The sequence below is a fragment of the Amphritea sp. genome, assembly GCF_016744155.1.
GTDB lineage: Bacteria > Pseudomonadota > Gammaproteobacteria > Pseudomonadales > Balneatricaceae > Amphritea.
Window position 1 is genome coordinate 86,769 of the sequence record NZ_JADGEW010000003.1, and the last position, 26,198, is coordinate 112,966.

Consider the following 26,198-nt stretch of genomic DNA (forward strand, 5'->3'; position numbering starts at 1 on the left):
CTCTCTGGTCAATTATCGGCAAAGGCCGCCCGTAGTAATCGTTGAGTATATTCCTGAGCGGGGTTGCTGAATATCTGAGCGGCATCACCCTGTTCGATTATATCGCCATGCTGCATCACCACCAGGTCGTGGCTCAGGGCTTTGACTACAGCAAGATCATGGCTGATAAAGATATAGGTTAGCTTGTAGCGCTGCTGTAACTCTCGTAACAGATCGATAATTTGCGCCTGTACGGTCCGGTCTAATGCTGAGGTGGGTTCATCAAGGATGATTAGTTCCGGTTTTAAGATGACGGCCCGGGCGATAGCGATACGCTGGCGCTGCCCACCGGAGAATTCATGGGGGTAACGGTGTCTGTCGTCGGGGTCCAGTCCGACTTCCTTGAGAACGTCGATGATCATCTGTTCCCGTTCGACCGGTTGGCCTATGTTATGAATATCCAGCCCTTCGCTTATACATTCAGCCACCGACATTCGGGGGCTGAGACTGCCGTATGGATCTTGAAAAACGATCTGCATTTTGCGTCGCAAGGGTTTGATCTCTTGCTGATTCAGCTGATCTATATTCTTTCCAGAAAATTTGATACCGCCTTCTGAATTGATCAGACGCAGAATGGCCAGTCCCAGGGTGGTTTTTCCGGAGCCACTTTCGCCCACCACGCCCAGTGTTCGTCCTGGGTTGAGGCGAATATTAGCGGGATTAACTGCTTTGATATGGTCAACGGTACGTTTTAGAAAGCCTTTTTTAATCGGAAACCAGACTTTTAACTCGCGAGTTTCAAGTAGTGGTGCATGACTCAATGGAACTGGCTGAGGCTGGCCTGAGGGCTCAGCGTTCAGTAGCTTGAGGGTGTAGGGGTGTTGTGGGTCGGCAAACAACTGAGCGGTGTTGTTCCGTTCTACGATAGCGCCCTGATACATGACACAGACATCGTCGCTGTAGCGACGCACAATATTCAGATCGTGGGTGATCAATAGCACGGCCATGCCCATTTTCTGCTGCAGTGACTGGAGCAACTCAAGAATCTGTTCCTGAATGGTTACATCCAGTGCGGTAGTCGGTTCATCTGCAATCAGTAGCTCTGGATCATTCGCCAGCGCCATGGCGATCATTACCCGCTGACGTTGCCCGCCTGAAAGTTCGTGAGGGTGGCTCTTAAGGCGTTTCTCGGGATCTTTGATGCCAACAAGATCGAGCAGTTCAATGGTTCTCTTAAGGGCCTGCTGACCGGTCAGGCCTTTATGGAGCAGCAGCGTCTCGCCAATCTGTTTAGCGATATTATGTAATGGATTCAGAGAGGTCATTGGCTCCTGAAAAATAACGCTTATTCGATCACCACGCAGTGAGCGCATCTGCGCTTCAGTGTTCTGTAGCAGGTCTTTACCCTTATAGAGTATTGAGCCTTCGGGGTGGCTGGCCTTAGGGTAGGGGAGTAGTTTAAGAATGGACATCGCCGTCACAGACTTACCGGAGCCGGACTCGCCGACCAGAGCCATAATTTTACCTCGGTGTATATCAAAGCTGACCTGCTTTACTGCATCCACAGCCTGGCTGTTCTGGCCAAAGCGTACCGAGAGATTACGAACAGAAAGAAGGGCTTCAGTCATTCATTACTTTCCTTGGATCAAATGCATCCCGAACCGCTTCGCCAATGAATATCAGCAGCGTCAGCATAATCGAAAGAGCGGCAAAAGCGGTCAGGCCCAGCCAGGGGGCGTGCAGGTTCGCTTTGCCTTGAGCCACCAGTTCTCCCAGTGATGCAGAGCCGGGTGGCAGGCCGAAACCGAGAAAATCCAGGGCGGTAAGAGTAACCAGTGAGCCGTTAAAGATGAAGGGCATAAAAGTCAGGGTGGCGACCATCGCATTGGGTAGGATATGACGGGACATGATCAGCCGGTTGCTCAGGCCTAAGGCTCTTGCTGCACGGACATACTCAAGGTTACGTCCCCGCAGAAACTCTGCACGTACTACATCAACCAACTGCATCCAGGAGAACAGCAGCATGATGCCTAATAACCACCAGAAGTTAGGCTGGACGATACTGGCGAGAATAATCAGCAGGAAGAGCACCGGCATACCGGACCAAATCTCTATGAAGCGCTGAAAAATTAGATCGACTTTACCGCCGTAATACCCCTGCACTGCACCTGCCGCGACGCCGATCACCGAGCTTATCAGGGTCAATGTGATGGCAAACAGCACTGAAACCCTGAAACCATAAATCACCCGCGCCAGTACATCCCGGCCCTGATCGTCGGTGCCTAGCAAATTGTCACTGCTGGGCGGAGAGGGAGCGGGTACTGGTAAGTCCTGATTGATGGTGCGATAGCTGAAACGGATAGGGGTCCAGAGTATCCAGCCCTGTTTGTCGGTTATCAGCTCTTGAATATAGGGGTCTTTATAGTCAGCAAACGTATCAAACTCGCCACCGAAGGCGAGCTCTGAATAATCGACGACAACCGGATAGTAGAAGCTATTTTCGTAGCGAACTAACAGCGGTTTGTCATTGGCGATAAACTCAGCGAACAGACTGAACAGAAAGAGCGCGAGAAATAGCCATAGTGCCCAATAACCACGGCGGTTGTTGCGAAAATTCTGCAACCTACGCTGGTTGATAGGGCTCATCTTTTTTGGGTTGAACTGCTTTAACATACTGCTCAGTTCTCCCTACTTTCAAAATCAATTCGGGGGTCAACGGCGACATAGGTCAAGTCGCTTATCAGTTTCAGTAGCAGACCGATCAGGGTGAATATATAGAGGGTGCCGAAGATCACCGGGTAGTCTCGTTTAATCACCGCTTCGTAACCCAATAGGCCAAGACCATCCAAAGAAAAGATAACTTCGATTAGCATTGAGCCGGTAAAGAAAATACCGATTAGGGCGGCAGGCATGCCCGCAATAATCAGCAACATAGCATTACGGAATACGTGGCCATAGAGCACCTGACTTTCGGTCAGTCCTTTAGCGCGGGCGGTTACTACGTACTGTTTGTTAATCTCATCGAGAAAGGAGTTTTTGGTCAGCATGGAGAGCGTCGCAAAGCTACCGATCACAGATACTAGTACCGGTAGGGTGATATGCCAGAAATAGTCTTTGATCTGGCCCCAGGTGCTAAGCTCATCGAAATTTGGCGAGGTAAGCCCCCGCAACGGGAACCAATCGAAGTAGGTGCCGCCGGCGAATACAACTATTAGGAGTATGGCAAACAGGAAATTGGGTATGGCATAACCGATGATGATAATTGTACTGGTCCAGACATCGAAAGGGGTGCCATCCCGGACTGCTTTCTTTATGCCAAGGGGTACGGCAATCAGGTAAGTAATCAGGGTTGTCCAAAGTCCAAGGGAGATTGACACCGGTATCTTTTCGATAATCAGATCGGTGACTTTCTTACCGCTGAAAAGGCTTTCGCCAAAATCGAAGACCAGATAATTTTTTAACATCTGGATGAAGCGTTCGTGGGCTGGCTTATCAAAACCGTATTGTTTTTCAATCTGCTTTACCAGCTGCGGGTCAAGCCCGCGACCGCCACGATAGCCGCTGCTATTGCTGTTACTGCTCTCAGCGGCGCTGCTCAGATCTGACTGCGATGAGCCGTCAAACCGGGCAGTGGCGCTGGTATTCAGTCCCTGCAGGTTTGCAATGGTCTGTTCTACCGGGCCACCGGGGGCGGCCTGAATAATCAGGAAGTTGATTGTCAGTATACCCAGCAGAGTAGGAATGATCAGCAGCAGTCGCCGCAGGATATAAGCTGCCATTTAGGTCACTGCCCCGGCTGTTCTGATTTAACCCACCAGGTATCGAAACCCAGAGAGTGGGTAGGCCGGATTTTCGGAAAGTCTAACTTATTCCAGTAGGCTACCCGGTAACTGCTAGTATGAAATTGTGGAATAACATAGTGATTCCACTGCAATACGCGGTCAAGTGCACGGGTACGCAGGACCAGTTGTTCTCGGTCTGGCGCTTGAATAATCTGCTCTATCAGGTAGTCGATAGCAGGGTTTTTGATTCCAATCATATTGCGACTGCCGGGCTGTTCAGCGGTGGATGAGTGCCAGTATTCCCGTTGCTCATTACCCGGTGAGCTGGACTGGCCAAACCCGCTGACAATGATGTCAAAATCGAAACTTCGGATGCGGTTGATGTACTGAGAGGCGTCGATAACCCGCATGGAGGGCTTGATGCCCATGCGCTCAAGGTTGCGGCTGAAAGGCGCAACTACCCGCTCAAATGCAGGTGAAACTAGAAGGATTTCAAAGGTCATTTGATTGCCATCTTTATCCAGTAACAGGCCATTTTTTAGTTCCCAGCCTGCGCTTTTCAGCAGCCGCAGAGCGGTACGAAGCTGGCTACGGGTTTTGCCGTCTCCATTGGTGGTAGGCGCTCTGTAGACTTTGGTGAATACCTCCGGTGGAATCTGGTCTTTAATCGGCTCAAGAATGGCAAGCTCAGCTTCAGTCGGCAACTGGCTAGCTGCCATCTCTGAGTTGGAAAAAAAACTGTGGGTGCGGGTGTAAGCGCCAAAGAAAATATTCTTGTTGGTCCATTCAAAATCAAAGGCGTAGGCCAAAGCAGCGCGCACACGGCTGTCAGAGAAGTAGGACTTACGGGTGTTGAGAATGAAAGCCTGCATCCCGGTGGGATTCTCATGGGCTAAATTTTTGGTGAGAATTTTCCCATCATCGAATACGGCACCGGTATAGCCCGTCGCCCAGCGCTTGGATGAATTCTCTTCGCGGAAGTCATATTCCCCCCCCTTAAAAGCTTCGAGCGCTACCGTGCCATCTTTGTAGTAGTCATAGCTGATGGTGTCGAAATTATAGCGTCCTTTGGTGACTGGAAGCTCTGCGGCCCAGTAGTCAGGGTTGCGGCGATAGCTGATGGTGCGCCCTGCATCGAAACTATCGATCAAATAGGGGCCTGAGCCTATTGGGACCTCTAAACCGGGTTTAGTGAAATCATGATTTTCCCAATAGTGTTTAGGCAGAATACTAACTTCGCCAACGATCAGGGCCAACTCACGGTTTTCAGTCGAACCGAAGCTGAATTTAACTTTAGTCGCTGATAGCGCTTCTATCTTTTTGATCTCGCGATAATAAGCCTTATAGAAAGGTGAGCCTTGTTCGCGCAGAAGCTTAAAGCTGTATACCACGTCTTCAGCGGTTACCGGCTGATTATCACTGAAACGGGCTTCAGGGTTGAGATTGAATATTATCCAGCTACGATCGTCGGCTACTTCCAGTGATTCAGCGAGCAGTCCATAGAGCGAAAAAGCTTCATCCTGGGCACGGGTCAATAAAGAGTCATAGATCAGGCCTATTCCATCTGCCGCAGCGCCTTTAATGATAAAAGGGTTAAAGCTATCGAATGTACCTATGGCCGCCTGAGTCACAGTGCCGCCTTTAGGGGCTTCAGGGTTTACATATTCGAAATGCTCAAATCCAGACGGATACTTAAGGTCGCCATGCATAGAGATACCGTGTAGCGGTGAAGCGGCGTGTGCAAGGGAAGTGAATGTGCAGATCAGAGTTGCAGATAACAGGCAGAGCGTTGATGCCTGCTTAGATAACTGTTTGAAATTCATCCGTAATTATCCAGCCAGATTAATAACTGTTAATTTATAACAGGGGGATTCGCTTATAGCTAGTTATATGAGTACGTATTAGCGTTTTTGTTCAAACTCTGTTGCCAGTTCAGTCAGCTGTTGATGTTGTAGTTTGCGTTGCACTTTATCCGCTTTCATTTGAGTCAGTTGCTCGCTCAAATAATGATGCTTCTCCTGGTTCCCCTCTGCCAGCCCTTTGATCAGGTCCTGGTCCATCCAATTGGTTATTTTTCGATACAAAATGAACTTGAATAGTAGGGCGGTGACGGTTGCGAATGCGATGATTCCAATGCTGAGTGCGTCCATGAAAGTGCTCCGGTATAAAACTGACTTAATCTGCCTGGGTTATATCAACATAGAGGGTGAGTTTCTGTCCAGGCTGCAGGTATTTACTATTTTCAAGTTTGTTCCAGCGCTTAATATCTTTTACCGATACGCTGAAGCGCCCTGCGATGGTGTAGAGTGAGTCGCCATTGCGCACCGAGTAGCCGATTCGGCGAATTAGCTGTTCATCGCTGCGATTCAAACCCTGATTGGTCTGGGACTTCCAGATAGTGAGAGTGTGGCCTGCGCGAAGAGGGTCACCGGGGGCCATCTGATTCCATGAAGCCAGTTGTCGAACGCTGATGTCGTATTGCTTAGCAATCTTCCAAAAGCTGTCTCCTGATTTTACTTTATAGCTGGTTTTATTTCGGTTGCTTTGGGCCAGTTGATTCTGTTTTCGGTTAAAGCGCTGGCTCTGACTCAATACATAATCACTGGATTGATGTTTGGCGCTGGGTATTAGCAGATAACGACCGGCGCGAATATTATTACCTTTTAGCTTATTGGCGTTACGAATCACTGCACTGGTGGTTTTGTATTGTCTGGCAATAGTACTGACAGTGTCGCCGCTACGGATTTTGTAGCGTGTCCAGTTAACCCGTTGCTCAGCAGGCAGTTCTGCCAGACGTGCGCGGAATTGATCTGCACTTGCCACTGGGATTAACAGATGGTGAGGGCCATCAGGGTCGGTTGCCCAACGGTTAAATCCCGGGTTGAACTGATAGAGTTCCTGGGTGGTGATGTTTCCCAATTCAGCCGCTTGAGCAAGGTCGATCTGGCTATCTAATTTAACCAGTTCAAATGCTGGGGTGTTAGCGATAGGCGCAAGGGGGATGCTGAGCTGGTCTGCATCCCGAATCAGGCGAGAAACGGCCAGTAGTTTGGGTACATAAGCGCGAGTCTCTTTCGGTAAGTCCAGCGACCAGAAGTCTGTTGGTAGACCTTTCTTTTTGTTTTTTCGGATCGCTTTAGATACATTGCCGCCGCCGCAATTATAAGCGGCTAAGGCCAGTTCCCAATCACCAAAACGTTTGTGAAGCTGTTGTAAGTAAGTCAGGGCTGCGTCGGTGGAGGCAACGATGTCTCGACGGCCATCGTACCACCAGCTGGATTTAAGACCGAAGTGCTTTGCCGTACCCGGAATAAACTGCCATGCACCCGCAGCACGTCCATGGGAGTATGCAAAGGGGTCGTAGGCGCTCTCTACTATAGGTAACAGCGCAATTTCAGCGGGCATGTCACGCTTTATAACCTCACTGAGAATATAGTAGTAGTAACGACTAGCCCGAGTGGTAACTCGTTGTATATGTTCAGGGTGCTTGGTATACCATTTGAATTGTGACTGCAGGCGTGGTTTTTCATTGTCCAGATTTAGCTGCATATGCTCGCGGGTGAGCTGCCACAAGTCAGTAGAAACAGGTTTGAGATCGGAGCTCTTTGAGCTTTCGTTAGCCACCGAAATATTCTTAGCAGTATCGATTGACTGGCTGGCTGGGCCCAGGGTCTGCTGGCTGATTAGCGGATTGTTCTGACAGCCGGCGAGGATCAGACCGGCAGTGGTGAGTACAACTATTTTTCTGACCAACTGCATTTAATGAGACGCCCGATAGAATATTTAAAAGTCAGCATTCTATGGGGCGGTTCAGAGGGGGTCAACTGTATATAAACTTTAATCGCTTTGAGGCTGATCTAGCTTAAAATTAGAATGAATTTTTCCACTCTCGAATGGCGCCGAAAACAGACACTTCGGATGGCAGGCCGGTGTTAGCAAATTGTTCTGCTGACTGTTTTACTGAGGTTTCACCGTAGCGAAGAAATGGATTGATCTTTTTCTCAGTGGCAATATCTGTTGGCAGGGTAGGTTTGCCCGATTCCCTTAGCTGATTGCACTGGATGATCGCTTCTTTAACTGCCGGGTTTGCAGGTTCTACCGCGGCGGCAAAGGCCAGGTTGGCCAGCGAGTACTCATGGGTACAGTAAATCTCAGTTGCGTCAGGGAGGCTGCGAAAGTATTCCATCGCCTGGTGCATCTGCTCGGCGCTGCCTTCAAATAGCCGTCCACAACCTGCGAGAAACAGAGTGTCACCGCAAAACAGCTGTGGCTGATCGCCGTCGAGATAATAGCTGATGTGATCCAGGGTATGGCCTGGGACTTCACGAACCTGCAGGTTTTGGCCGAATAGTTCGACTTGATCACCCTCTTTCAGCTTGTTTTCAATTTTATCGAAGGGGGAGTTTTGCGGGCCATAGACGGTTGCAGAGTGTTCTGCGCTGAGCTGTTCAACACCGCCGGTGTGGTCATTATGGTGGTGAGTGATCAGAATAGCGCTTAGCTGTAATCCTTTTTCTTTAAGGTATCGGTTTACCTTGTCCGCATCGCCAGGATCGATCACAGCAATCTCATTGCTTTCCGGTGTAGTCAGTGCCCATATGTAGTTGTCATTAAAAGCAGAAATCGGCGTGATATTGAACATTTTAAGCCTCGGCTGAATCGGATTTGTCAGATACTGTAGTACACTATGTTTCTACCAAGGTTAACTTATTCATGGCATAGCGTTAAGAGCTTATACAGTATGGTATTTCAGCAACAGCCTCAACTCGGCGATTGGTTGCCCGAACTTCGGGACTGGTTTGATACGGAGTTGGGACAGCAGTTACTTTTATCAGAGCGACAACTGATGGATCGTCTGCTGCCGACTATGTTTGGCTATCATCTGGTGCAGATTAGTTTTGATAATCGGCTGGATTTAGCACGGGAAAGTTCGGTCAGGCATCAGATACAGGTTAATCCAATGGCTGAACTGGGGCTACCAGATACGGCGGTAATTGCGCGTAATGAAGAGCTGCCTTTTGAACATAATAGTATCGATGTCGTAGTGCTTCACCATGCGCTTGATTTTGCTCAAAGCCCCCATCAGGTATTGCGGGAAGCAGCACGCGTGCTGCGCCCCGGTGGTTATTTGTTAAATGTAGGCTTTAACCCGATGAGTTGGTGGGGCGTTTATCGCAAACTAAAATTTAATAAAGACACCGTGCCCTGGCAGGGGCATTTTATAAGCCCTCAGCGGATGCATGACTGGTTGGCCTTGCTGGAGCTGACGGAAGTAAAAGTTTTATCCGATTATTATCGTTTACCCTTTGAGAAAGAGTCGTGGCGTCAGCGTGGTCGTTTGGTTGAATCGATGACCCGTCGCTGCTCTAACCACTGTGGTGCGTTTATGTTACAGGTGGCGCGTAAAGATGTAGGCAGCATTACGCCGATTCATCCTATTCGCAGAAGCCGAAAATTGATTAATCTGCCATTAGTTGAGCCTACAACCCGTGGTGTTCGAGGAAGAGTGAGTGAAGAAAAGAATTAATATCTATACCGACGGTGCATGTAAAGGTAACCCGGGGCCTGGTGGCTGGGGGGCGGTGCTTGAATATGGTGAGCACGCTAAAGAATTATTCGGTGGCGAAATGGAAACGACGAATAACCGAATGGAGTTGATGGCGGCGATTGAAGCGCTGACAATTTTAAAAGAAACTTGCGATATTGTTCTGACCACCGATTCTCAGTATGTGCGCAAAGGTATTACTGAGTGGCTGGCCGGTTGGAAGCGTAATGGCTGGAAAACCTCGGCTAAAAAACCGGTAAAGAATGCTGATCTATGGAAACGGCTCGATGAGCAAAATGCCCGCCATTCGATAGAGTGGAAATGGGTTAAAGGCCACAGCGGTCATCCAGGAAACGAGTTAGCTGATCAGCTGGCGAATAAGGGGGTCGAGCTGGCCCTTCAACAGGCATAAGTGATTATTACGCGATGAGACAGATTGTACTGGATACCGAAACCACCGGTCTAGACCCTAAGCAGGGGCATAGAATTATCGAGATTGGCTGCGTTGAGATGGTAAACCGACGCCTCACGGGGCGTACTTATCATCAATATATAAACCCTGATCGTATTGTTGAAGAGGAAGCTATTCAGGTACACGGTATAACCAATGAATACCTGGAAGATAAGCCTCGCTTTGCCGAGATTCAGCATGAGTTTCTGGACTTTATCCGTGGTGCAGATCTTGTTATTCATAACGCGCCGTTTGATGTTGGCTTTATGGATCATGAGTTTAAACTCTCCGGGCATCCAGAGCGCACCCATAAAATCTGTCAGGTGACCGATACCCTGGCTCTTTCCAGAAAGAAGCATCCGGGCCAGAAAAATAACCTTGATGCTCTTTGTCGCCGATACGGCATAGATAACAGTCATCGTGACCTTCACGGAGCTCTGCTGGACTCAGAGATCCTTGCTGATGTTTATCTGATGCTGACGGGTGGCCAGAAAAATTTGCTGCTGGCGGGCGAAGAGGAAGGGCATGATGGCGTAGATCAGATTCATCGTCTTGATACCAGCGAGCTGAATCTAAATGTCCGACGGGCTAAAGCAACAGAGCTGGAAGAGCATGATGCTTATATTGCCAGGCTTGATGGAAAAGCAGGTAGTATCTGGAGTCAGATAGATGCTGAGGCGAAAGAAGTGCAGTAACAGCGATTTTTGAATACAAAAAAAGCAGGCTCAGGGCCTGCTTTTTTTATGTCTGTAAGTTACCCAGAGAGGTATTACAGGAACAGTGTTACCGCGGTGTAGCCGGTAACGCTCATAACGATTGTATAAGGCAGTGCCATCCAGACCATCTTGCCGTAAGACAGGCGGATAAGCGGAGCCAGTGCAGAGGTTAATAGGAACAGGAATGCTGCCTGACCATTAGGGGTCGCCACGCTGGGAATGTTGGTTCCGGTGTTAATGGCAATGGCCAGCAGGTCGAACTGTTCACGTGAAATGGTTCCGGCTTCCAGAGCTGCGACTACTTCATTGATATAAACGGTTGCTACGAATACATTATCTGAAATGGCAGACAAGAAGCCGTTGGCGATAAAGAATATACCGGGCTGGACGGCAGCATCCATCTCCAATACCGCTGCGATAATCGGCTGAAACAGATGCTGTTCATGAATAACCGATACCACAGCAAAGAATACTACCAATAGCGCAGTGAAGGGCAGTGCCTCTTCAAAAGCTTTACCGATTTGATGTTCCTCAACGATTCCATTGAACGCAGTCAATAGAATAATGATAGTAAGTCCAATAAGACCGACTGACGCCAAATGGAATGCCAGTGCAAGGATCAGGAATATTGCGACTAGAACCTGTACAAGCAGTTTCATTTTGTCGGTGTGAGTCAGTTTTTTATCCTGCTCGATATCAAAGTCTTCTAGAATCGTACGTACTGAGTCAGGGATCTCTGCACCGTAATCAAACCATTTTAGTTTTTCCAGCAGCATACAGGTTGCCAGTCCCGCTACCAGTACGGGCATAGTTACCGGGGCCATGAGTACGAAGAACTGGACAAAATCCCAACCGGCTTTCTGTGCGATCAGTAGGTTCTGAGGTTCACCCACCAGAGTACATACACCACCCAATGCGGTACCAACAGCACCATGCATTAACAGACTGCGAAGGAATGCACGGAATTGTGCCAGGGTTTCGTGATGATCTTCATGGACACCGTCATCATCACCGTGGTCGTGACCTGCGTGATGGGATTGCTTACCCGAAGCGACTTTGTGATATACCGCGTAGAAACCAACACCGACACTAATCAGTACTGCGGTGACTGTAAGGGCATCCAAAAAGGCAGAAAGTACTGCTGAGAAGAGTGAAAATAATAAAGACAGCATGACCTTGGAGCGCACTTTAAGCAGTAGCTTTGTGAACACCATGAGCAGCATATCTTTCATAAAGTAGATGCCGGCAACCATAAACATCAGTAGCAGTATTACTTCTAAGTTAGCTTCAACTTCATGGTAGACGGTATGCGGGCTGGCTAAACCGATAATTATTGCTTCTATCGCTAGTAGTCCACCGGGCTGTAGCGGGTAGCATTTTAGTGCAAGGGCCAGGGTAAAGATAAATTCAAAAATCAGAATCCAGCCGGTAACGACAGGGCCTACGGTATAAAGAAGGATTGGATTGAGTACCAAAAACAGAATAATGGCCTGTTTGTACCAGATAGGGGAGTTGCCAAGAAAGTTCTTGATAAGAGCCTGCGTAGTGGTCATCGATGCATGGTCCTGTGCCAATTCGGGGCTTGCAGAAAGTCAATATCAACCCTCTAAAGAGTGATGATAAGCTTCCACGGAATAAGTAAATTCGTTAAAGTTATTATGCTTACGTCTAGGTTAGCAGGACTGTATGTAAATCAAAAGCCTGCGTAACCTGTTTTGAGACACCTCCCGAGTTTACCTTGCTGGTACGAATACAGAAAGGCTCGGAGGAGGTAATTGCCTGTTTTTTATAGTAATGAATGGAAAATCTATTTGTCCTTGTTTTAAGTCAGGAAATATTATGGATATAGAATATATTTATGCGGCAGGGGATAGAATCTGTTCAGATGTAAAGGGGCAATGGTTGTTTTCTGCTCCTTGTTGCGATCATGGTGCCGTGTTGGAAGAGTATGACCTGACGTTGGTGCCCGATCATCAGGTGAGGCTGGTTATTTTGCCAGAGAGTCAATCCGGTGGCTTATCTTCAGGAAGAGGTTTGAGGCAGTTGCTTTCTGAGTCTGAAGAGCAGCAGTTCCCTTTATTGTCCAGAGCCGCACAGGTAGTGACCTGGAGTCGTGACCACAGTTATTGCCCGCGCTGTGGAGGCGGGTTAGTGCATCATCAGCAGGATCTGGCAAAAGAGTGTGAAGCTTGTGGCTTGATTCAGTATCCACGGATTTCCCCCTGTATTATCACCTTGGTCATCCGGGGGGAGTACTGTTTGCTTGCGCAGGGAATACGTTTTACCGAACCTCGCTTTAGTACCTTGGCGGGCTTTATCGAAGCCGGGGAGAGTGCGGAGGATGCTTTGGCTCGTGAGGTGCGAGAAGAGGTGGGTGTAGAGGTAACCAATATTCGCTACCACTGCAGTCAGTCCTGGCCTTTCCCTCATTCGTTTATGCTGGGGTTCTTTGCCGACTATCTGTCGGGTGAAATTGTGCCTGAGCCTGGTGAGATAGTAGATGCTCGCTGGTTTCATTATAGCGAGCTCAAGGATACTCCGATTCCGCCGGGCTTCACCATCTCCCGGCATCTTATTGATACTTTTTTGGAGGCGTGTGAGGCGGATTAACTTTGCTTTTCCTTACTGAAAAACTTGCTCAGTTTAGTGGCCAGCATAACATTGCCTTCGGCTCTGAGCTGGCCTTTCAGAAAGGCGCTCATGCCGTCCTGCTCGCCTGTTACTACTCTAACAAAGGTATCACTATCAAGAATTAGGGTGATGTCCGGATCTGGGTGGTTGCCGGTTTCCACGGCGAGAGACTGGTCCGCGATAGTGAAGTAGAAGTCTTCTGCATCGTGGAGGATAAATTGATAGGTCGAGTTAATATCGACGCTGTTTTTCGCTATAAACCGGCTGGAAAGTTTCTCGATTACCCGGTTAACGGTGATTGCTTCGGACATGATTAATATAGCTTCTCAAATTTACATATCAGTGATATTGCCTTAGGGGGTTCTATGTTACATTACCGAGCTATAAATCAATATCTTGAATTCGTTTAAATGCCGATTAGAGGCATAGTTATCTGGAGTGTGTAGTGGTCGATTTTCTGGCAAGTTACGGGTTGTTTCTAGCTAAATCACTGACGGTAGTTGGTGCGATTATTATGGTTATCGTTGTTGTTGGGGTTGTTGCATCCCGCAATAAGAAAGATAACAGAGAAGGTTACCTTAGTATTGATAGCCTGAATGAGACACTTGAAGACATGGAGCACGCGCTGAAAGAGGTTGTGCTGGATGCCGATGTCTATAAGCAGCAGCTGAAAGATGAAGCAAAGCAGGAAAAGGCTGAGGCTAAGGCGCGTAAAAAAGCGCTGAAAAAAGGTAAGGTAATTCAGCCTGATGAGCCTGAACGGAAGCGGATTTTTGTACTCGATTTTGATGGTGATATAAAAGCTTCTGAACTTGAGCCGATGCGTGAAGAGATTACCGCGGTGCTGACGATGGCAACAGAAAAAGATGAGGTAGTGATTCGACTTGAGAGCCCAGGAGGTATGGTGCACAGCTATGGTTTAGCTTCGTCGCAGCTAGAGCGAATTAAGCGTCATGGCGTACCATTGACTGTTTGTGTTGATAAAGTAGCTGCCAGTGGCGGTTATATGATGGCCTGTCTGGCAGATAAAATTATTGCAGCGCCTTTTTCGGTTCTTGGTTCTATCGGTGTTGTAGCGCAGTTGCCTAATTTTCATCGGCTGCTGAAAAAATATGATATTGACTATGAAATACTGACTGCGGGCGAGTATAAGCGAACTATGACGGTTCTCGGTGAAAATACTGAGAAGGGTCGCGAGAAATTTATTGAGGATCTTGAAGATACCCATAGCTTGTTTAAAGAGTTTGTTACTGAGTTCCGTCCCCAGGTGGATATGGAGACAGTTGCTACCGGTGAAGTATGGTTTGGTCGTCGGGCGTTGGCGGTTAATCTGGTAGATGAAATTTCTACCAGCGATGAATACCTGATAGCTGCCTGTGAAACTGCTGATGTTTACTCAGTGCGCTATGAGTATAAGAAAACACTTCAGGATCGTATTTCTGAAATGTCGATTAAAACGACTGACTCGTTATTTACAAAGTGGGCCGGGCGCATTATGAATGCCCGGTTATTGGCTAAGTAACCATATTGGTAAGGGAAAAGGCTGCATTTCTTGCATTGTCGCTTATAATTTGATTGTTTATGTTTAAAACGTAAACAGTCAAATTTTAAGACCTGATTCATCTGGTCCGACATAGGAGCGTCGATGCGACAGTCTGCAACCGCGAAGAAAATCATGTTAGCTGCCGAAGCCTTGTTTGCTGAACAGGGCTTTGCAGAGACAACGATGCGGGAAATTACTAGTGCTGCCAAGGTGAATTTGGCGGCGGTAAATTATCATTTTGGTTCGAAAAAAGGGCTTATCTCTGCTGTAGCTGAGAAATACCTTAACCCTCTAGTTACTACGCTTCATGATGCTGTTAGTGAGCGAAAACAAGTTCAGCCTCATGGAACGATATCTGCTGAAGAACTGTTGGAGATACTGATGCGTTCGCTGTTGCAAGTGGGCAAGTCGAAGCAGTTTGCGCTGCCAGTCTTCATGCGTTTGCTGGAATTGATCTATATGAAGAACCAGGAAGAGCTTCGCACTGCGATGGTTGCTCGATACGGTGGTTCTTTTTCTGAGTATGTAGCGTTGTTGCGGATTGATTCTGCGGTGATGAGCGATGAAGAGTTTTTTTGGCGATTGCACTTCCTGTTGGGATCTATCGTTTTCACGTTGTCTAACTTTCAGACGCTGGTGGCTATCGAAATGCGTGAGTATGAACGTGCCGCCGAAGTCGAGCGGACTTTGCATCGTATGATTCCTGTTTTGGTGGCAGGTCTTCAGGCCCGAGCAGAGCATACCCCCTTTACCCGTATCTGACGGGCTGTCTGGCTGGCTTATGCAAATTCGGATATCAATAAGTCGTCAACGTCTAGAGCTTTGGCGCAATGCGGTCTGTGTTTCCTCTTTCTCCGTTTCAACCGCGCTAAATGGGCCGGGAGAAGCAAAAAACAGTGGTTGTACCCCGTGTGGTGAGCATCTTGTGCGAGCGAAAATCGGAGCAGGTATGCCACTGTGTACCGTTTTTATCGCCCGACGAGCCACTGGTGAGATCTATTCTTCTGATCTGGCATGCCAATACCCTGGTCGTGACTGGATTCTATCCAGGATTCTCTGGCTATCCGGTTGTGAAATAGGTCGCAATCGTCTGGGGAGCGTTGATACAATGCAACGCTATATATATATTCACGGTACGCCGGACGCAGAGCCGATGGGGCAGCCCTTGTCCCATGGTTGTATCAGGATGCGCAACACAGATGTTGCGGATCTGTTTGAGCGCGTGGATGTTGGAACCCGGGTCATTATAGAAGAGTAAAAAGCCAAATGTCTGGAGCATTAATGCTGGACGTAGCCGGCCTGAGTCTGACAGCAGAGGATAAAACTCTGCTGCAGAATCCTCAGGTAGGTGGTCTCATCCTGTTTAGTCGTAATTATGAATCACCGCAGCAGCTTAGCGATCTCATTCGTGAAATTCGTGTTTGCTCGCCTGATATTCTGATCGCTGTTGATCAGGAAGGAGGGAGGGTTCAGCGTTTTCGTGAAGGTTTTACACGGTTGCCGCCTATGGCTGCGCTTCGCGAACTGCACCAAAGAAACTCTGTTAATGGATGTGCTGTTGCTACTGAGCTGGGTTGGCTAATGGCCGCTGAGCTGATCTGTTGCGGCGTGGATATAAGTTTTGCGCCCGTGCTTGATCTAGATTTTGGCGTCAGTGAGGTCATCGGAGACCGGGCTTTTTCCTCTTCGCCTAAAGATGTGACAGAGCTTGCGGGTGCTTTTATTGCAGGAATGCGCGAAGCGGGTATGGCTTCGACCGGCAAGCACTTTCCTGGTCATGGCTGGGTTGTTGCTGACTCCCATCACGAGATACCGGTGGATGATCGTAGTCTGGAAGATATTGAATCCCAGGACTTGATTCCCTTTATCCGTTTGATGGCACAGGGTTTGGATGCGGTTATGCCTGCTCACGTTATCTACCAGCAAGTGGATGATCGGCCTGCTGGCTTTTCTCCTTATTGGATTCAACAGCGGTTGCGGTCTGAGATCGGCTTCGATGGTGTTGTTTTTAGCGATGACCTGACCATGGAAGGTGCCAGCGTTGCCGGTGGTTTTGAGTCCCGGTCAGAGCAAGCGCTAGAGGCGGGTTGTGATATGTTGCTGGTGTGTAATAACCGTGCTGCGGCGCTTCAGGTGCTTAGCTATCTAGAGCGGGTCGGTCATCAGGGCTCTGCGCGTATTGGCAGAATGAGTGCTAAGGATTCCTATAATATTGCTGATATTCAGAGTTCGCTTCGTTGGCAGCAGGCCGTTGAGCTGGCGAAGCAATTAATACCCTTAAAATAGAGCTTTTCATTGAGCTTGTAACTGAAAGTACGGAGCAATAAAAATGCGGGAGCAGCTGACAGAGATCTTTACCCAGCTGGGGCTAACTGGCTATGAGGATGCCTGGATCTTTCAGGTATTTCTGGTCGTATTTGTGACGATGCTGGTTAACTTCTTTTCAAACCGGGTGTTTCGTCGTCTTGAGATGCAGTTAGCTAAAACCCGCAATGTTTGGGATGATATATTACTGCATGCGGCTCGGCGCCCAGTGGCATTGCTTATCTGGGTGTTAGGGCTTAGCTTGTCGCTGGAGTTGATGAAACTCGAATCGGATTCTTTGTTGTTAACCGCAGTGAGCCCTGTTCGTAAAGTGTTGGTGATTGTGATGATCGCCTGGTTCCTGATTCGCTTTATCCGCCAGGCGGAAGGTGCGCTGGTTTCTAAAGATAAAGTTAAGAAACCGATGGATCAAACTACCGTAGGGGCGATCGGTAAGCTGTTACGGTTATCTATCATCATTACCTCAACGCTGGTGGTGCTGCAGAGTCTGGGTTATAGCATCTCCGGCGTGTTGGCGTTCGGTGGTATCGGTGGGATTGCGGTAGGTTTTGCGGCTAAGGATCTGTTAGCAAACTTCTTCGGTGGTTTGATGATCTATCTGGATCGTCCTTTTAAAGTAGGGGACTGGATTCGTTCTCCTGATCAGGAGATAGAAGGCACAGTGGAGGCAATTGGCTGGCGTCAGAGCTGTATACGTACCTTTGATAAGCGGCCTTTGTATGTACCCAATGCAACCTTTGCTAATATCTCAGTAGAAAATCCATCGCGTATGACTAATCGACGGATTTACGAAACGATTGGTCTGCGTTATGAAGATTCGGCTCGTATTGACGGTGTGGTGAATGCTGTCAGAGAGATGCTGGAAAGTCATCCTGATATCGATACGAAACAGACTCTGATTGTTAACCTGAATAGTTTTGGTCCTTCGTCACTGGATTTCTTTATCTATACCTTTACTAAAACTACCAACTGGGTTGCGTTTCATGGGATTAAGCAGGATGTCATGGGGCGAATTATTAATATCGTACATGAGCATGAAGCTGACTTTGCCTTCCCGACTCAGACAATACACCTGGAAACAGATAAACCGCAGCCTGAGCCTGCATAACTATTTATAGGAAGTGCTGTAGGCGCTTCTTTCTGATTTGACTAACTGGAGATGTATAGTGTCGCTTGAGCAAAACGAGCTGGATCTGATAGCCGGGTATGATGCTGAAAAGCGTTTCGATTACCTGATAAGTCGTGTTGTTGAAACGGGCGAGTTATGGATTCTGACGGATCAGCAGGGCAGTGTCATGCTCAATACTGATGATGAAGACTGTGTGCCGGTATGGCCGGAGCTTGAGTTTGCTGAGCAGTGGGCAACGGGGGAGTGGTCTGATTGCGAGGCTATGCCAATTACGTTGAAGCAGTGGAATCACCGCTGGACGCCCGGTCTGGAAGAGGATGGCTTTGCTGTTATTGTCTTTCCGTTGCCAGGAGAGGGCGATGACGAGAACGGTCTTGTGGTTTGGCCCGAGGAGCTGGATATGATGCTAACTAAGGAAGTTAAACGCTCGCGCAAAAAATAATATTGAATCGATACTTCTGAAGTTAGATTTTGATTCTACAGAAAACGGAGCCTTTCAGGCTCCGTTTTTTTTTGATTACTTAATTGGCGTTATTCGAACTAGCGCGCCAAAAAGTGGATGGTCGAGGTAATGTAGCTCCGCTCTGCGCATCCGGCGGGCTGACTTCATCTCTACAGTCAGAAAGTCAGGGATAGCGGTCTGGTTCAGATAACGGTTGCCGTTAGTGCTTTCGCTTGCTTGTTCTGAGGTAGCAGGGGCTGTTTCTTCCGTTATTTCAGGTTGTTGGTTCAGTTCTGCATTGATAGCTTGCTCTACCGATGTTTTCAGTAGTGTAGTGTTTTCTACCGAGCTTAGGCTGCGGCTGTGAAACAGGTCGCTGCGAAAGTGAAGGTACCGGGCTTTGTCGACTGAGATGTGCCCATCAAGCTCATACAGACCGTTGTCTAGAACGTCTCCGCCGTTTATGCGGATTACATACTTGTCTTTTTGGCTGCCGATAGGTTGAATCCAAGCCTCGTGAAAAAGTACACGGTACAGCGAGCTGCGTTTAATGCTGGCCTGCTTAGCGCTCAGGCTCAGTGAGGATTTAGGTAAGCGGGTAAAATAGCCGTTTTGCTGTCCCTTCTGATAATACTTAAGAGCGCGGCTGCGACGTGACGGGAGTGTGTCGATCGTTGGCCAGATCTCATCGTCCAGAGAATCGGATGACAGGTGGCTGAATACAAGTAGCTCTACTTTGTAGTCTGATGTTGCTGCTTGTACCGAAGCGCTGTTAAACAGTGCCAGAGACAGAGCCAGTAAAAACCCTGAATAGAGTTTGATCATTATTTATTCCCAGTCAATTGGAGCAACAGTTGTTCTACTGCGTTGAAACGTTGCTCTATTTTAGCCATATTCAATGTGAACTTCAGCTGACTGGCGCCGCCAAACTGAAATTTTAGTGGTTGTTGTTGAACCAGTTGAACCAATTTAAATGGATCAACTGTTGTATCGGCCTCAAAGTCGATTCGGCCACTATTTTCGCCGGCATCTATTTTGCTGATGCCAAGCGGTTCTGCCTGAAGTTTCAGCAGGGTTTGTCGGAACAGGTTTTTTGTCTGTTCTGGCAGGATGCCGAAGCGATCGATCATCTCAATTTGTAGTTCTTTTAATTCGATATCATTTTTCGCGTTGGCGATTCGCTTATACATGATGAGACGGTTGTGAACATCGGGCAGGTAATCATCCGGTATCAGCGCGGGTATGCGCAGGTTGATCTCTACGCCGTGTCTCAGCGGGGTATCTAAGTTGGGGGTTTTGCCTTCGCGGATAGACTCAACCGCTTGCTCCAGCATCTCCATGTAGAGTGAAAAGCCGATATTCTGGATCTGACCGCTCTGGTCATCGCCTAGCAGTTCACCGGTACCGCGAATCTCCATGTCATGGGTTGCCAGTGTGAAGCCGGCACCAAGCTCATCGGCACTGGCGATCGCTTCGAGTCGCTTGATTGCATCTTTAGACATCGCTTTCTCATGGGGCGTCATAAGGTAGGCGTATGCCTGATGGTGGGAACGACCGACTCGGCCTCGCAGCTGGTGAAGTTGGGCCAGACCAAACTTGTCAGCCCGGTCGATGATGATGGTGTTGGCGTTAGGTACATCAATACCGGTTTCTATAATGGTGGTGCAGACCAGAACATTGAAGCGTTTGTGATAAAAATCTGTCATCACCTGCTCAAGCTCTCGCTCCCGCATCTGGCCATGGCCAATGGCGACCCGGGCTTCAGGTATCAACTCGCTGATTTCAGCGGCGGTTTGTTCAATAGTTTTAACTTCATTATGCAGGTAATACACCTGTCCACCCCGTAGCAGCTCCCGCAGAATGGCTTCTTTTTTAAGCGGAGTGTCAGTCTGGCGTACAAAGGTTTTGACCGATAATCGGCGAGCGGGCGGTGTGGCAATAATTGACAGATCCCGGATACCTGACATCGCCATATTTAATGTCCGCGGAATCGGGGTGGCAGTCAGTGTGAGAATGTCCACTTCGGAACGAAGCGATTTTAACTGCTCTTTCTGCTGCACGCCGAAGCGGTGCTCTTCGTCGATAATAAGGAGGCCCAGATCACTGAATTTAATATCGCCCTTAATTAGTTTGTGAGTGCCGATTACGATATCGGTTTTACCTTGTTTTAAGGAGTCGATTACAGCGTCAGTCTGTTTGCCGGAGCGAAAACGGGAAATCAATTCAACATTAACCGGCCAGTCGGCAAAGCGGTCTTTAAAGTTATCGTAATGCTGCTGTGCTAGTAGGGTGGTAGGTACCAATATGGCGACCTGCTTACTACTTTGTACAGCAATAAAACAAGCCCGCATCGCCACTTCGGTTTTGCCGAAGCCGACATCACCACAGACCAGTCGGTCCATCGGTTGTTCCGATTGCATGTCTTTGACCACCGCCTGTATTGCATTAGCCTGATCGACGGTTTCTTCAAACGGGAAGGCGGCACTAAAGCTAGCGTAGTGTTCGTCTGGCTTATCAAATTGGTGGCCCCGACGAGCGGCGCGGCGGGCGTATATATCCAGTAGTTCTGCTGCGGTGTCGCGGACTTTCTCTGCGGCTTTGCGGCGGGCCTTGCTCCACTGTTCGGTGCCTAAGCGGTGCAGTGGTGCATGTTCGTCACCCGCGCCGGAATAGCGACTGATAAGGTGGAGTGAAGAGACTGGTACATAAAGATTGGCATCGTTGGCGTATTCAAGCTTAAGAAACTCAGAGGTTTGAGAGTCTAGTTCCAGTGTTACAAGTCCCAGGTAGCGTCCGACACCGTGATCGATGTGAACAACCGGGGCGCCGATGTGGAGTTCGGTGAGGTTTTTAATTACCTGCTCGGATTGCTCCTGCTCCTTGGAGCGGCGTCGGCGCTGAAATACCTGATGGCCGAATAGTTGTGTTTCAGTTATCAGGTGATATTTACCTGATACGCTTAGCCCTTGTTCCAGTGGAAAGATGCAGATATTAATCGGGAAACCGTCATCAAAAAACTGCGGCAGGTTGTCGACCTGATGCGGTTTGATGTCGATCCGCCCCAGTAGCTCCATCAAGGCTTCGCGTCGGCCGGCAGATTCGGCACAAAAGAGGACCTTGTCCTGCGTTTTACTGAGGAACTTGTCTATAGCTGCCAGTGGTTTTGCGGCCTGCGCATTGATTGTCAGCTCAGGAGGTTCAGACAGTGAAAGGTTGTAGCGGCCCGCTTCGGCTTTTGCCCGTGTCTTGCCTTGCTGCAACTGAACCCGTTGCATCGGCTTCAGTGTTTTGAATAGCTCATCGGCGGGAATAAAGAGTTTTTCCGGGGCCAGCAGGGGGCGCTCAATATCATGACGACGATCTTCGTAGCGTTCCTGAACATCATGCCAAAACTGCTTACAGTGATCTTCAAGGTCGGTTTCGGTGAGGATTAAAGCGTTGCCAGGCAGGTAATCGAACAGTGTTGCGCTGGTATCAAAGAAAAGTGGTTGGTAGTACTCAATTCCTGGAGGGCTTAATCCGTTGGATACGTCCTGATAGGTCGGGCAGCGTTTGTAGTCGACATCGAAGGTTTCACGCCAGCGCTGTTTGAAGTGCTTAATTGCGGGCTCATCGAAGGGGAATTCTTTAGCTGGCAGAACACGGATGTTATCTACCTGATCGATTGATCGCTGACTTTCCGGATCGAAGGTGCGCAGAGTATCTACTTCATCATCAAATAGCTCGATGCGAAACGGTGTGTTGCTGCCCATTGGGAAGATATCGATGATCGATCCGCGGATGGCAAACTCACCATGTTCATAAACGGTTTCTGTGAGGTGGTAACCCGCATCGATGAGTTTGCTACGGGTGTTGTCCAGATCGAGTTGTTGTCCCTGATCTAAAATAAGCGTGTTGCCATCCAGAAATTGTGGCGGAACCACTCTGTGCATCAGAGTGCTGGCGGGAATAATTAATATTCCACGTTGTAGTTGGGGTAATCTGAACAGGGTGTTGAGGCGTTCAGAGATTATATCCTGATGCGGTGAAAAGCTGTCGTAGGGTAGTGTTTCCCAATCCGAGAACAGTAGGTACTCTATGCTGTTGTTACTAAAAAAACTAATTTCAGATTTAAGACGGGTAGCGCTATCGCTGTCGTTAGTGATGCAGAGTATCAATCCCGGGTGTTGGTTGGCTATGTCGGTAGTCAGCATGCCGCGGCCAGAACCAGGCAGATTGCCTATGCGTCTGATATCACCGTCTGATTTGGGTAGTTGATACTCTTCTTTAAACACTTAAGGCTAGCTCCGCGTACATGCAGGTCAGTTTTTTGACCTGTAATATTAATTCGGCCGCTTATGTTACGGCGCGTGAGAGAAAAGTACAGTTTAATATACCTATGTCCGCTACCAGCATCGAATTGTCCTTATCGGTCATATTTTGGTAATAAAGGTGAAAATTAACCCTAAAGTGTAGTATTTCACATTTGCTCGCAGGTGCGGAAAAGGGGATAATGCCGGCCAGCAAAAAATTAGATTGTAATTTTGATTACTACCATTTTGGAGTGTGCCGTGAGCCAAGAGAAAGTGTTAGCTGACTGGAAAGGTCGCGAAGCTTTAGCTGAAGAATTGATCCCAGTTGTGGGTCGTCTTTATCGTGATAAAAACGTCGAGACTTCTGTATATGGTCGTCTCATTATCAAACGTTCCGTTGTTGATGTGCTGAAAGCTCACCGCTTTGTTCGTCAGGTTGAAGAGCAGGAGTTGTCTGTTAGAGATACTTTTCCTGTTTTAACGGCATTGGATAAAATTGACGTTAAGAATGCTCATGTCGACGTGGGTAAGTTGGCGGTTAAATTCCGTGATGAGGCAAATGGTGCTTCATTGGAAGAGTTCCTCCAGGCTGAGCTTGCACCTGCTATAGGTGGTGAAGCTGCTGAACCTACAGACGTTGTTCTGTATGGTTTTGGTCGTATCGGTCGCTTGTTGGCGCGTCTGCTTATCGAGCGGACTGGTGGTGGCCAGGCGCTGCGTCTGCGTGCAATCGTTGTGCGCAAAGGTAACGCGGCTAATGATCTTGAGAAGCGTGCCAGTCTACTGCGTCGCGATTCAGTGCATGGTTCTTTCAAGGGTACGATTCAGGTTGATGAAGAGAATCAGGCGATTATCGCTAATGGTAATCTGATCAACGTGATCTATTCTGATGGGCCTGATCAGGTGGATTACACCGCTTACGACATCAATAATGCGCTGGTTCTGGATAATACAGGTATCTGGCGTGATGAAGCAGGCCTCTCTCTGCACCTGAAATCAAAAGGTGTTGCGAAAGTTGCTCTGACAGCTCCAGGTAAAGGCATTAAGAATATCGTAATGGGCGTTAACCATGCCGATATTTCTGATGACGATAAGATTCTGTCAGCCGCGTCTTGTACAACTAATGCTATCTCTCCTGTATTAAAAGCGCTGGATACTAAGTACGGCGTAACCAATGGTCACGTTGAAACGGTTCATGCTTACACTAACGATCAGAACCTGATTGATAACTATCATAAAGGTGATCGTCGCGGCCGTGCTGCGGGTCTGAATATGGTAATCACGGAAACAGGTGCTGCTAAAGCGGTATCTAAAGCACTGCCGCAGCTGGAAGGTAAGCTGACTGGTAATGCGATCCGTGTACCTACGCCAAACGTGTCTATGGCTATTCTGAATCTGAATTTGGATAACCCTACCGATAAAGAAGAGATGAATGCGTACCTGCGTGATCAGTCGCTTCACTCGCCGCTGCAAAAGCAGATCGCCTTCAGTAATTCTCCTGAAGCTGTGTCGTCTGACTTTGTTGGGTCACGTGCTGCCGGTGTTGTTGATGCGCTTGCGACTATTGCTGAAGGCAATCGTTGTGTGCTGTATGTTTGGTACGATAATGAGTTCGGTTATAGCTGCCAGGTAATCCGTTTGGCTCAGCGTATGGCTCAATGTACTCTGCCTGCATTCCCTAAAGCTGTTCGTTAATTCGACTTTAGGTTAAGGCTAAGCCGCCCTAAGGGGCGGTTTTTTATTGGTTTTTTTGTTATATTACTAATAGATCTAAGCTTAGATCTCAAAGTTCTTAATAAGGTTGGTTAATAACGGCCTAAAAGTTACCTTTGCTGTCCACTCTGGTGGAAAAATTAGCTCCCGATCTTTATACTTAACCGGTTTTTGGGTTGGGGTAGTCCTGTCCGTTTGTAGGGTATTTTGCTTTGATTTGTGACATCAGGGGACAATGTTGCAGAGTCTGGAGCATCGCGCTTTGCGGGGTAGGGCCCTAAAAAAATTATAATAGTGATTGGGTGAGGCGGATGATCAAGATCAAACAGGGTCTGGATCTACCTATAACGGGCGTACCAGAGCAGACTGTATCGGCAGCTGTTGAGGTTAAGTCTGTTGCCGTGATCGGCTTCGATTATGCAGGCATGAAGCCAACGATGCGGGTCAAGGTGGGAGATCGAGTAAAACTCGGTCAAGTGATCTTTTCCGATAAGAAAACTGAAGGTGTGGATTTTACAGCACCTGCTGCGGGGGTAATCAAAGAGATTAACCGTGGCGAACGTCGCGTTCTGCAATCTGTTGTTATCGAGATTGATGGTGATGAAGCGGAACAATTTACGAAGTACGAAGCATCTAAGTTGTCTTCGCTGACAGCTGAACAAGTTCAGGAAAATCTGGTTAAATCCGGTGCCTGGGCTGCTCTGCGTACTCGTCCTTTCAGCGCAATTCCACAGCCGGGCAGCACGCCTGCGTCAATCTTTGTGACAGCGATAGATACTAATCCTCTGGCAGCGAATCCTGAAGTGGTGGTTGCTGAACAGAGTGAAGCATTCGTTAATGGTCTGGCACTTTTGACTCGTCTGACTGAAGGCAAGGTCTTCCTGTGTAAAGCTGAAGGTGCAACTATTCCGTCAACTGATGGAGTGACCGTCGAAGAGTTTGCTGGTAAACACCCAGCAGGTAACGCTGGTACGCACATCCACTTCCTGGATGCAGTATCTGCTACTAAGACAGTCTGGACTATTGGTTATCAGGATGTGATCGCATTCGGTCAATTGTTTACTACAGGTGAGCTATATACTGATCGCGTAGTTGCGGTTGGCGGACCTATGGTGACTAAACCTACTTTATTACGTACACGTCTGGGCGCTAATCTGACTGAATTGCTTGCTGGTCAGACTACCGGTTCAAATAACCGTGTAATTAGTGGTTCTGTATGGAATGGTCGTAACGCTGAGGGCCCTATGGGTTACCTGGGGCGTTACGCTAACCAGGTATCTGTATTGGAAGAAGGTAATCAGCGAGAACTGATGGGCTGGCTTGTGCCGGGTACCAACAAGTTTTCTGTTCTGAATGTCTTCGCTTCTTTTCTGAATTCGTCTAAAAAGTTTGACTTTACTACGACGACCAACGGTTCTGAACGGGCTATGGTTCCGGTGGGTCAGTTTGAAGAACTGATGCCAATGGATATTCTTCCTACGCAACTGCTGCGTGCTCTGGTAACTGGCGATATCGTTCATGCGATGGAGCTGGGTTGTCTTGAGCTGGACGAAGAAGACCTCGCGCTGTGCACATTTGCCTGTCCGGGCAAGTATGAGTACGGCCCAATCCTTCGCGACAATCTGGCGCGTATCGAGAAAGAGGCCTGAT

The 26,198-nt window shown here is 48.3% G+C and carries 23 protein-coding genes; 12 read left to right on the forward strand and 11 right to left on the reverse strand.

The genetic code is table 11. The features are described 5' to 3' along the window. Positions 1-8 precede the first annotated feature (8 nt). The 7 genes from QZZ54_RS04120 to gloB form a co-directional block, all read right to left on the reverse strand. Positions 9-1,607: an ABC transporter ATP-binding protein gene (locus QZZ54_RS04120; RefSeq protein ID WP_290699229.1), complete on the reverse strand. Its 1,599-nt coding sequence runs from the start codon at positions 1,605-1,607 to the stop codon at positions 9-11. Further along, entirely contained in the window at positions 1,600-2,652 is a 1,053-nt protein-coding gene (locus QZZ54_RS04125; RefSeq protein ID WP_290699231.1) for an ABC transporter permease, read from the reverse strand. Before QZZ54_RS04125 ends, QZZ54_RS04120 begins: the two co-directional genes overlap by 8 nt. Positions 2,653-2,657: 5 nt before the next feature. Further along, positions 2,658-3,758 carry a microcin C ABC transporter permease YejB gene (locus QZZ54_RS04130; protein WP_290699233.1) on the reverse strand — a complete coding sequence of 367 codons (1,101 nt, stop codon included), beginning with the start codon at positions 3,756-3,758 and terminating at the stop codon, positions 2,658-2,660. A 5-nt stretch (positions 3,759-3,763) separates the two neighbouring features. Then, positions 3,764-5,584, reverse strand: a complete 1,821-nt coding sequence (locus tag QZZ54_RS04135; protein WP_290699235.1) for an extracellular solute-binding protein — start codon at positions 5,582-5,584, stop codon at positions 3,764-3,766. A gap of 78 nt (positions 5,585-5,662) precedes the next feature. Next, a complete protein-coding gene (locus QZZ54_RS04140) occupies positions 5,663-5,911 on the reverse strand; it encodes a hypothetical protein (RefSeq protein ID WP_290699237.1) in 249 nt (82 codons plus the stop codon). Positions 5,912-5,936: 25 nt separating this feature from the next. Then, entirely contained in the window at positions 5,937-7,520 is a 1,584-nt protein-coding gene (locus QZZ54_RS04145) for a LysM peptidoglycan-binding domain-containing protein (RefSeq protein ID WP_290699239.1), read from the reverse strand. Positions 7,521-7,629: 109 nt separating this feature from the next. After that, positions 7,630-8,403, reverse strand: a complete 774-nt coding sequence (gloB, locus tag QZZ54_RS04150) for a hydroxyacylglutathione hydrolase (protein ID WP_290699241.1) — start codon at positions 8,401-8,403, stop codon at positions 7,630-7,632. A gap of 99 nt (positions 8,404-8,502) precedes the next feature. On the opposite strand from gloB, the gene QZZ54_RS04155 reads away from it, so the two are divergent. From QZZ54_RS04155 to dnaQ, 3 genes are read left to right on the forward strand one after another with little or no spacing between them, the layout of a single operon-like run. Continuing rightward, positions 8,503-9,288 carry a class I SAM-dependent methyltransferase gene (locus tag QZZ54_RS04155; RefSeq protein ID WP_290699243.1) on the forward strand — a complete coding sequence of 262 codons (786 nt, stop codon included), beginning with the start codon at positions 8,503-8,505 and terminating at the stop codon, positions 9,286-9,288. Then, positions 9,272-9,718: a ribonuclease HI gene (gene rnhA, locus QZZ54_RS04160; protein ID WP_290699245.1), complete on the forward strand. Its 447-nt coding sequence runs from the start codon at positions 9,272-9,274 to the stop codon at positions 9,716-9,718. Before QZZ54_RS04155 ends, rnhA begins: the two co-directional genes overlap by 17 nt. Before the next feature lie 14 nt (positions 9,719-9,732). Next, positions 9,733-10,452, forward strand: coding sequence for a DNA polymerase III subunit epsilon (dnaQ, locus tag QZZ54_RS04165; protein ID WP_290699247.1), 720 nt, complete (start codon positions 9,733-9,735; stop codon positions 10,450-10,452). Between the two features lie 74 nt (positions 10,453-10,526). Here dnaQ and nhaB read toward each other — a convergent pair whose 3' ends face one another. Then, on the reverse strand, positions 10,527-12,026 hold the full coding sequence (gene nhaB / locus QZZ54_RS04170) for a sodium/proton antiporter NhaB (protein ID WP_290699250.1): 1,500 nt from the start codon (positions 12,024-12,026) through the stop codon (positions 10,527-10,529). A gap of 286 nt (positions 12,027-12,312) precedes the next feature. Here nhaB and nudC point away from each other — a divergent pair, with 286 nt between their 5' ends. Then, a complete protein-coding gene (nudC, locus tag QZZ54_RS04175) occupies positions 12,313-13,083 on the forward strand; it encodes an NAD(+) diphosphatase (RefSeq protein ID WP_290699253.1) in 771 nt (256 codons plus the stop codon). On the opposite strand, the gene QZZ54_RS04180 is transcribed toward nudC, so the two are convergent. Then, positions 13,080-13,415 carry an SCP2 sterol-binding domain-containing protein gene (locus QZZ54_RS04180; RefSeq protein ID WP_290699256.1) on the reverse strand — a complete coding sequence of 112 codons (336 nt, stop codon included), beginning with the start codon at positions 13,413-13,415 and terminating at the stop codon, positions 13,080-13,082. The genes nudC and QZZ54_RS04180 overlap by 4 nt on opposite strands. A gap of 134 nt (positions 13,416-13,549) precedes the next feature. Here QZZ54_RS04180 and sohB point away from each other — a divergent pair, with 134 nt between their 5' ends. The 6 genes from sohB to QZZ54_RS04210 all read left to right on the forward strand — a co-directional run bounded on the left by sohB (position 13,550) and on the right by QZZ54_RS04210 (position 18,543). Beyond that, the gene (sohB, locus tag QZZ54_RS04185; protein ID WP_290699259.1) at positions 13,550-14,626 is read left to right on the forward strand and encodes a protease SohB; all 1,077 of its coding nucleotides are present in this window, start codon (positions 13,550-13,552) and stop codon (positions 14,624-14,626) included. A gap of 123 nt (positions 14,627-14,749) precedes the next feature. Next, complete coding sequence (locus tag QZZ54_RS04190; protein WP_290699262.1) at positions 14,750-15,409, forward strand: TetR/AcrR family transcriptional regulator; 660 nt, start codon at positions 14,750-14,752, stop codon at positions 15,407-15,409. A 19-nt stretch (positions 15,410-15,428) separates the two neighbouring features. Beyond that, the gene (locus QZZ54_RS04195) at positions 15,429-15,905 is read left to right on the forward strand and encodes a L,D-transpeptidase (protein WP_290699265.1); all 477 of its coding nucleotides are present in this window, start codon (positions 15,429-15,431) and stop codon (positions 15,903-15,905) included. Between the two features lie 8 nt (positions 15,906-15,913). Beyond that, on the forward strand, positions 15,914-16,933 hold the full coding sequence (gene nagZ / locus QZZ54_RS04200; protein WP_290699270.1) for a beta-N-acetylhexosaminidase: 1,020 nt from the start codon (positions 15,914-15,916) through the stop codon (positions 16,931-16,933). A 43-nt stretch (positions 16,934-16,976) separates the two neighbouring features. After that, a complete protein-coding gene (locus QZZ54_RS04205; RefSeq protein ID WP_290699273.1) occupies positions 16,977-18,080 on the forward strand; it encodes a mechanosensitive ion channel family protein in 1,104 nt (367 codons plus the stop codon). Between the two features lie 58 nt (positions 18,081-18,138). Continuing rightward, complete coding sequence (locus tag QZZ54_RS04210) at positions 18,139-18,543, forward strand: DUF2750 domain-containing protein (RefSeq protein ID WP_290699276.1); 405 nt, start codon at positions 18,139-18,141, stop codon at positions 18,541-18,543. 75 nt (positions 18,544-18,618) lie between these two features. On the opposite strand, the gene QZZ54_RS04215 is transcribed toward QZZ54_RS04210, so the two are convergent. Then, positions 18,619-19,368 (reverse strand): CsiV family protein, encoded by a 750-nt coding sequence (locus QZZ54_RS04215; protein ID WP_290699279.1) that lies wholly within the window; start codon positions 19,366-19,368, stop codon positions 18,619-18,621. Continuing rightward, positions 19,368-22,817 (reverse strand): transcription-repair coupling factor, encoded by a 3,450-nt coding sequence (gene mfd, locus QZZ54_RS04220; RefSeq protein WP_290699282.1) that lies wholly within the window; start codon positions 22,815-22,817, stop codon positions 19,368-19,370. The genes QZZ54_RS04215 and mfd overlap by 1 nt, the downstream gene beginning before the upstream one ends. A gap of 276 nt (positions 22,818-23,093) precedes the next feature. Here mfd and QZZ54_RS04225 point away from each other — a divergent pair, with 276 nt between their 5' ends. Beyond that, on the forward strand, positions 23,094-24,530 hold the full coding sequence (locus QZZ54_RS04225; RefSeq protein WP_290699284.1) for a glyceraldehyde-3-phosphate dehydrogenase: 1,437 nt from the start codon (positions 23,094-23,096) through the stop codon (positions 24,528-24,530). A 329-nt stretch (positions 24,531-24,859) separates the two neighbouring features. After that, a complete protein-coding gene (locus QZZ54_RS04230) occupies positions 24,860-26,197 on the forward strand; it encodes a Na(+)-translocating NADH-quinone reductase subunit A (protein WP_290699287.1) in 1,338 nt (445 codons plus the stop codon). The last annotated feature ends 1 nt before the right edge of the window (position 26,198 follow it).

Excerpts from the sequence above, each read along its gene's own strand:
- QZZ54_RS04155 (WP_290699243.1), top strand. The coding sequence starts at position 8,503 with ATGGTATTTCAGCAACAGCCTCAACTCGGCGATTGGTTGCCCGAACTT.
- QZZ54_RS04135 (WP_290699235.1), bottom strand. The coding sequence starts at position 5,584 with ATGAATTTCAAACAGTTATCTAAGCAGGCATCAACGCTCTGCCTGTTA.
- QZZ54_RS04195 (WP_290699265.1), top strand. The coding sequence starts at position 15,429 with ATGCAAATTCGGATATCAATAAGTCGTCAACGTCTAGAGCTTTGGCGC.
- nudC (WP_290699253.1), top strand. The coding sequence starts at position 12,313 with ATGGATATAGAATATATTTATGCGGCAGGGGATAGAATCTGTTCAGAT.
- QZZ54_RS04215 (WP_290699279.1), bottom strand. The coding sequence starts at position 19,368 with ATGATCAAACTCTATTCAGGGTTTTTACTGGCTCTGTCTCTGGCACTG.
- QZZ54_RS04140 (WP_290699237.1), bottom strand. The coding sequence starts at position 5,911 with ATGGACGCACTCAGCATTGGAATCATCGCATTCGCAACCGTCACCGCC.
- QZZ54_RS04130 (WP_290699233.1), bottom strand. The coding sequence starts at position 3,758 with ATGGCAGCTTATATCCTGCGGCGACTGCTGCTGATCATTCCTACTCTG.
- QZZ54_RS04120 (WP_290699229.1), bottom strand. The coding sequence starts at position 1,607 with ATGACTGAAGCCCTTCTTTCTGTTCGTAATCTCTCGGTACGCTTTGGC.
- gloB (WP_290699241.1), bottom strand. The coding sequence starts at position 8,403 with ATGTTCAATATCACGCCGATTTCTGCTTTTAATGACAACTACATATGG.
- QZZ54_RS04145 (WP_290699239.1), bottom strand. The coding sequence starts at position 7,520 with ATGCAGTTGGTCAGAAAAATAGTTGTACTCACCACTGCCGGTCTGATC.
- QZZ54_RS04180 (WP_290699256.1), bottom strand. The coding sequence starts at position 13,415 with ATGTCCGAAGCAATCACCGTTAACCGGGTAATCGAGAAACTTTCCAGC.
- nagZ (WP_290699270.1), top strand. The coding sequence starts at position 15,914 with ATGTCTGGAGCATTAATGCTGGACGTAGCCGGCCTGAGTCTGACAGCA.
- QZZ54_RS04230 (WP_290699287.1), top strand. The coding sequence starts at position 24,860 with ATGATCAAGATCAAACAGGGTCTGGATCTACCTATAACGGGCGTACCA.
- QZZ54_RS04205 (WP_290699273.1), top strand. The coding sequence starts at position 16,977 with ATGCGGGAGCAGCTGACAGAGATCTTTACCCAGCTGGGGCTAACTGGC.
- QZZ54_RS04190 (WP_290699262.1), top strand. The coding sequence starts at position 14,750 with ATGCGACAGTCTGCAACCGCGAAGAAAATCATGTTAGCTGCCGAAGCC.
- dnaQ (WP_290699247.1), top strand. The coding sequence starts at position 9,733 with ATGAGACAGATTGTACTGGATACCGAAACCACCGGTCTAGACCCTAAG.
- nhaB (WP_290699250.1), bottom strand. The coding sequence starts at position 12,026 with ATGACCACTACGCAGGCTCTTATCAAGAACTTTCTTGGCAACTCCCCT.
- QZZ54_RS04125 (WP_290699231.1), bottom strand. The coding sequence starts at position 2,652 with ATGTTAAAGCAGTTCAACCCAAAAAAGATGAGCCCTATCAACCAGCGT.